Below are 2,534 nucleotides of genomic sequence, written 5' to 3' on the forward strand. Positions count from 1 at the left end.
ACGCAGCCAACAGAATGTTATTGCCTATTGACAGGCAGAAGGCTCATATGTGTTAGGCGCGATGTGGGTTATATTTTTCATTCACCTCATTTGCGCCATCCTCATGAAATAAGTCTGTAGTGTTAATAATAGAGAAGGGGTCAAAATCACTTATAAACAATTGTGCATTAAAAGATATCGACGAATCAGGTGAAAAGTACAACTCACTTTCGCCTTTACCATCAGTGATGAACCCTAAATCAGAGCGAGTAATAATCTGATCTACTAAATAACCACCAATTTCTTTTTCTTGAGTGATTTCTAGCCATACACGTTCTCTTGGTTGAACGATACGAACCGAAACAATATCAGGTTTAATCCATTGAGAGTATTTTGACATTAAGCCTTCAGTTATATCTATAGCAGAAAATGCATCTTCCTCAGAAGTGTTCCCAGCAAAGGTCTGTACCAGCTTTATAGCTTTGTCTAAAGGATACCTAAAAAACTCACGATTATTATTGACTCTAAAATCAGAAAGCTCTTCGTGAATAGCTTTTTCGGCATGATTGTAGTCATCACAAAACAATTCAAATGCCACGTGATAAGGTGTTGGGACTCCTGTTTTATATAGCTCTCTAGCCCTTGACCTACTGTCTCTACGAGTCTTGCCGATTTTTAATAAGCCGGGCATAGATTCATTTATTAAAATATATACGTATCCTGGATTCACAAGTTTCTCCTATCTCGCCTAACGCCCTGCTAAGTGGCTAGCAACGCAAACCACGACACTTAAACTAACCACCGTAAACACTGTACCAAACTAGAATTAAAATCGCCGAGCGTTGATAGTCCGTCTTAAGCAGATTGTTAGCTTTGTTATACGTTTTTCCACCGCTTGTCATCGCTTGGTCGACGAAAGAACATATTTTGCAATGATTATCGCCCCGAAAATTGCCGCAAGGTTTGCACCAATAACAATCAGTTGCCCACCATTGAAAAAGCCTAAGCTAAACTTTGAGCCAAACTTGGCTGAAAGGAAAAAGCTTTTATGGGTACTATAAATAAAATCAAGATGAAGGCCCGTAGCTACTTGATAGGTAATTATTGGTAAAGAAATCACAGGTATTTGAATCAGTTGAATGATCAATGCCTGAAATGCGACCTTTTTAGAACTTTTACCCTCTAAAACAAGGAGCCCTACAATTGACGACCAAACGTAAAATGCACAAATGGTGAATACAAGAGTCCACTGTTCAAGTGCTAGTTGTTGTGAAAAATAGCTAGCTACCGTCGCTAATCCAAGCACTCCGCCACCGATAGTGACGAATCCAATGTATCTTCTAACCCATAGTTCCAAAATATTAATCCTATTTCATTTAGACTAAGCTAACGCCCAATTAAGGGGTGAACAACGCCTCCACCCAAATCTAAAGCATTGTGCCATAAACACTAAATTTGAAGTAGAAGCAAAAATGCCAAGCGTTGTGAATCCCTCTTAAATTGCTTGTTATGTGTTTGAACTTAAAGGGATCTCCATTTCAACCAACCCTGTTACTTCAGATGTTCTAACGAAGCCCTTGGACTCATACAGGCTGATTGCTGGATTTTCACTAAACACACGCAAAACGAGCTTAGCAGACTTTCTTTTAAGCGCATGTCTAATAACTAGTTCAAGACACTTAGCCCCAATTCCTCTGCCCTGAAACTCAGGCAAAATTTGAAAGTCCCTCAAGAAGGTAGTATCGCCACTATAGCTAAAACGAAGAACACCAACACGAGCTTGGTCTAGATGGACTTCGTAATTATCCAATTCTTCCCAACTAGTTAGAAACTGATTGTGATCCCAGATTATCCCGCGAGTTTGATAGTAACTTGCCATATTTGACTTGGTTAAAGATTCTGCGAATAAGGAGTCACTACCTACTTTTAGCTGTACTTCCATGCATTTTCCTCTGGTTACACATAACGCCCTGCTAAGTGGCTGACAACATAGCACAAAACGCAAACAAGCCACCTTAAACACGGAGCAAATTTTGAAGTAAATTCGCCGAGCGTTGGCAGTCCGTCTTAAGCAGCTTGTTAGGTGATTATTACTCAACCTTATTTATACGTACTTTCCCAAGTTCATTTACACTACTATATCGATACTTGGGGTAGTAAACCCAGTACAAATGCGGGTACTTGGAATCTTGAGCAACTTGCAACTTAACCTCCCCTTGGTGGTTGACTATATGTATACTCATCTTTTCCAACGGGCGAGTTCTATGGGTATAAACGAATCGCTTGTTCTTTAGCGCTTTGAGGAACAATTCATTATCAAAGTCTTCATAATTTTCAACCACAAAACTGTCTTCACTAATTAGTTCCGATACTTCATTTGTTATCTGATTTTCCAGCAGGTATTCCAACACAAGCAATGATAGAAAACTGAAAGCAGCAATACAAAAGCATACAATTACTACGATCCCCCTTTTCTTCCACTTATAAAATGGGATTGTGATGTAGTGGTACGGTGAATTTGGCCACCTGATTAGAGGTGTTAAGATGCACCTCGT

Annotated in this window: 4 protein-coding genes; all 4 read right to left on the reverse strand. The window is 39.5% G+C overall.

From position 1 onward, the window contains the following. Positions 1-52: 52 nt before the first annotated feature. Positions 53-709 (reverse strand): GIY-YIG nuclease family protein, encoded by a 657-nt coding sequence (locus APB76_RS18120; RefSeq protein ID WP_054963683.1) that lies wholly within the window; start codon positions 707-709, stop codon positions 53-55. A 168-nt stretch (positions 710-877) separates the two neighbouring features. Next, positions 878-1,336 (reverse strand): hypothetical protein, encoded by a 459-nt coding sequence (locus APB76_RS18125; protein ID WP_054963682.1) that lies wholly within the window; start codon positions 1,334-1,336, stop codon positions 878-880. 150 nt (positions 1,337-1,486) lie between these two features. Then, positions 1,487-1,921 (reverse strand): GNAT family N-acetyltransferase, encoded by a 435-nt coding sequence (locus APB76_RS18130; RefSeq protein ID WP_054963681.1) that lies wholly within the window; start codon positions 1,919-1,921, stop codon positions 1,487-1,489. Between the two features lie 148 nt (positions 1,922-2,069). Next, positions 2,070-2,534: hypothetical protein (locus APB76_RS23320; protein WP_064429719.1), on the reverse strand; the 465-nt coding region annotated here is incomplete at its 5' end.

Source organism: Vibrio bivalvicida (assembly GCF_001399455.2).
Lineage (GTDB): Bacteria > Pseudomonadota > Gammaproteobacteria > Enterobacterales > Vibrionaceae > Vibrio > Vibrio bivalvicida.

What these genes read in the sequence shown, in the direction of transcription:
- APB76_RS18130 (WP_054963681.1), bottom strand. Translation starts at nt 1,921, where the DNA reads ATGGAAGTACAGCTAAAAGTAGGTAGTGACTCCTTATTCGCAGAATCT.